This window comes from Arenimonas sp., from assembly GCF_022842045.1.
Taxonomy (GTDB): domain Bacteria; phylum Pseudomonadota; class Gammaproteobacteria; order Xanthomonadales; family Xanthomonadaceae; genus Arenimonas.
The window spans coordinates 1-3,651 of record NZ_JALHQI010000120.1 but is presented as its reverse complement, the minus strand read 5'-3'; the positions used below and the strand labels follow the sequence as shown (position 1 = coordinate 3,651).

Here is a 3,651-nt window from a genome sequence, read left to right as displayed (position 1 = left end):
ACCACCAGCGTGGCCAGGGCCTCGCCTTCCACTTCCTCGGCCACGATCAGCAGCGGCTTGCCGGCCTTGGCGACGCCTTCCAGCACCGGCAGCAGCTCGCGCACGTTGGCGATCTTCTTGTCGTAGAGCAGGATGAACGGGTCTTCCAGCTCGGCCGACATCGACTGCTGGTTGTTGATGAAGTACGGCGACAGGTAGCCGCGGTCGAACTGCATGCCCTCGACGACGTCGAGCTCGTTCTCGAGGCCCGAGCCTTCTTCAACGGTGATCACGCCTTCCTTGCCGACCTTGTCCATGGCCTTGGCGATCAGCTCGCCGATGTTGGCGTCGGAGTTGGCCGAGATCGAGCCGACCTGGGCGATTTCCTTCGAGGTCGAGCACGGCTTGGAGAGCTTCTTGAGCTCGCCCACGGCCTCGACCACGGCCTTGTCGATGCCGCGCTTGAGGTCCATCGGGTTCATGCCGGCCGCGACGGCCTTCATGCCCTCGCGGATCAGCGCCTGCGCCAGCACGGTGGCGGTGGTGGTGCCGTCGCCGGCGATGTCGGAGGTCTTGGACGCGACTTCCTTCACCATCTGCGCGCCCATGTTCTCGAACTTGTCGGCCAGCTCGATCTCCTTGGCGACGGACACGCCGTCCTTGGTGATCGTGGGGGCGCCGAAGCTCTTGTCGAGCACGACGTTGCGGCCCTTCGGGCCGAGGGTAGCCTTGACGGCATTGGCGAGGATGTTCACACCCTTCACCATGCGGGCGCGGGCGTCTTCACCGAAACGGATTTCCTTGGCAGCCATTTTCTAAACTCCAGAATTCTGTGTGGGGTTGTTGCGATGCCGGTCGCGCAGGCGCGGGCCGGCGGGGTGTCGAATGCCTCAGCCGAGGATGGCGAGGATGTCGTCTTCCTTGACCACCAGGATTTCCTGGCCATCGACCTTCACCTCGGTGCCGGCGTACTTGCCGAACAGCACCTTGTCACCAACCTTCACGGTCGGGGCGCGGGTCGAACCGTTGTCCAGGGCCTTGCCGGCGCCAACGGCCAGCACTTCGCCCTTGATCGGCTTTTCAGTGGCCGAGTCCGGAATGACGATGCCGCCGGCGGACATCTTTTCTTCTTCCATACGCTTGATGACCACGCGGTCGTAGAGCGGCTTGATGTTCATGGGTTTCCTCGTTATTCCTGTGATTTCAACGACATGGGCCTGGTGTGTTAGCACTCGGCCCCGGTGAGTGCCAATGATACGCGCATGCCCATCCCACGGGGTAGGCAGCGGCCCGCCTTTAATGGGGCGGCGGCGGCGGGCTTTCAAGGACGGGGCCGGTTCGGCCCCGGGCGGCGATCGGGTCCGGGCGACTGCTTAGCGGGGCTCACCGGCTGGGATCCGCGCCACCCCGGCCCCGGGCGGCGTGAAGGTTGATTTGTGACCGGGTTCTCACAATACAATCGCGAGAGGGACGGGATCCCGGTATTGGGCGTAAATGTCGGCAAGCCGCCGGCAACTTCCGCCCCGGAAGACCCCAGTGACCGGTTGCCACGAGGGCGGCGAAAGCCAATGCGTAGGTCCGGCAGGCGTAAGCCGCGAGGCGCCGCCACCCGCAGGACGACGGATGCCACCAGGTCCTCAGGGGAGGCCGACAGTGACTGTGAACCGCGCCTGCCCACCACGCCCAGGACCCACGCAGAGGGGGCCGGGCGCTGCAATACGCTTCATTTCCGGGGAAACACCATGAGCTTGCTCTTCAACCGCATCAGGCAGGCGCGTCGAGGCGCCGAGTTGTCACAGTCGGAACTGGCCAACATCGTCGGCGTGGCCCGCAGCGCCGTGGCCCAGTGGGAGCGCCGCGACGGCGCCAAGCCCACCACCGAGAACATGGCCAAGATCGCCATGGCCACCACCGTCAGCTTCGAATGGCTGGCCACCGGCCGCGGCGGCCGCTGGCTGGGAGGCGATGCCGAAACACCGGCGATGATGCTCAACTTCTACGCCCAGTGCAGCTTGGAAGAACGGCTGCTGCTTGCCTTCCGCACCCTGCGCAGCCCGGAACAGCAGCCCCTGGTCGACTTCGTCGAGGCCATGACCGACCGGGCCTGAGCCGCTCGCCGGGACGGGGTTCTCGCCCCGGCGACGAACTTCCGGGGATACTTGCGGTCGTACAGGCCGGCCCGACGCGGGCCGACCCACCCGAATGAGAGCCCCGCATGACCCGTTGGCTGTTGGCCGCCCTGGCCGCGCTGTTCCTTGCCCCCACCGCCCAGGCGGTGGACGAGGCCGACCTCCTGCCGATCGACGAGGCCTTCGCGCTCAGCGCGCGCGCCACCGACCGCGGCCGCATCGAGTTCCACTGGGAGATTGCTCCCGGCTACTACCTCTACCGCCACCGCACCGGCGTCGAGCTGGTGGAGGGCGGCTTCACGTCGAACCCGCTCGAGCTGCCCGAGGGCGAGGCCTACACCGACGAATTCTTCGGCGACGTCGAGACCTACCGCAACCAGCTCACCGCCGCGCTCACCGGCGCCGCGGCCGACGACGCGACCGCACTGCGCTTCAAGGTGAAGTACCAGGGCTGCGCCGACGTCGGCGTTTGCTATCCGCCGCATACCAAGACCGTGACCGTAACCCTGCCGGCCGGCGGCGGCGACCCGCTGGCGGCGCTGGGCGGCGCGCGCGGGCCCGACCTGTTCGGCGGCACCGATCCGGCGCGCGCGGCCGGCGGCCTGCCGCTGCCCGAAGCCCAGGCCTTCCGCTTCGAAGCCATCGCCGGCGGCCCGGACAAGCTGCTGCTGCGCTTCGACCCGGCGCCCGGCTACTACCTTTACCGCGACCGCAGCACCGTGGACGTCGAGGGCGACGGCGTCACCGCCGGCGCGATCAACTGGCCGCCCGCGCAGGCGCACCGCGACGAGCACTTCGGCGACGTGATGGTCTATTTCGACCCGGTGGACGCCACGCTGCCGCTGCAGCGCACGAACACCGCCGCCACCGTGCTCACGGTGCGCACCACGTTCCAGGGCTGCCAGACCGACGGCATCTGCTACCCGCCGATGACGCGCACTGCGACGGTCACGCTGCCGGCCGGCGCCGGTGCCGCCGCCTCGCCCATCGACGTGCCGCGCGAAAGCCCACCCGCCCGCACCCCGCTTCCGCTGTGGCTGATCCTGCTCATGGCGCTCGGTGGCGGCGTCATCCTCAACCTGATGCCCTGCGTGCTGCCGGTGCTTTCTCTCAAGGCGCTGTCGCTGGCGCAGGGCGGCGGGCAGGCGAAGCGGCAGGCGCTCTGGTACACCGCCGGCGTGCTGGCCAGCTTCGCGGCGGTCGGCGCGATCGCGCTGGCGCTGCGGCAGGCGGGCCTGGCGCTGGGCTGGGGCTTCCAGCTGCAGCAGCCGGGCGTGATCGCGGCGCTGGCGCTGGTGATGATCGCGATTGGTTTGTCCTTGTCGGGCGTCGTGAGCTTTGGCGCTTCGCTGGCGGGCACCGGCCAGTCGCTGGCGCAGAAGTCCGGCCCGGCCGGCGACTTCTTCACCGGCGTGCTTGCCGTGGTGGTGGCCAGCCCGTGCACGGCGCCGTTCATGGGCACCGCGCTGGCGTTCGCGTTCGCGGCGTCGCCCGCGGTCGCAATCCTCGTTTTCCTGGCGCTGGGCCTGGGCCTGGCCCTGCC

Annotated in this window: 4 protein-coding genes; 2 read left to right on the top strand and 2 right to left on the bottom strand. The window is 68.7% G+C overall.

Going from position 1 to position 3,651, the window contains the following annotated elements; all coding sequences use genetic code 11:
* Both groEL and groES read right to left on the bottom strand, forming a co-directional pair.
* The coding region (groEL, locus tag Q0C12_RS14760) for a chaperonin GroEL (RefSeq protein WP_290891533.1) at window positions 1-791 on the bottom strand (791 nt) is incomplete at its 3' end.
* 78 nt (window positions 792-869) lie between these two features.
* Window positions 870-1,157, bottom strand: a complete 288-nt coding sequence (gene groES, locus Q0C12_RS14755) for a co-chaperone GroES (protein WP_034213129.1) — start codon at window positions 1,155-1,157, stop codon at window positions 870-872.
* A gap of 564 nt (window positions 1,158-1,721) precedes the next feature.
* Between groES and Q0C12_RS14750 the strand changes: the two genes are divergently transcribed.
* Together Q0C12_RS14750 and Q0C12_RS14745 are read left to right on the top strand one after the other, a co-directional pair.
* Complete coding sequence (locus Q0C12_RS14750; RefSeq protein WP_290891530.1) at window positions 1,722-2,087, top strand: helix-turn-helix transcriptional regulator; 366 nt, start codon at window positions 1,722-1,724, stop codon at window positions 2,085-2,087.
* Between the two features lie 107 nt (window positions 2,088-2,194).
* Window positions 2,195-3,651, top strand: a 1,457-nt coding sequence (locus Q0C12_RS14745; protein ID WP_290891528.1) for a protein-disulfide reductase DsbD, incomplete at its 3' end; no start/stop codon positions are given.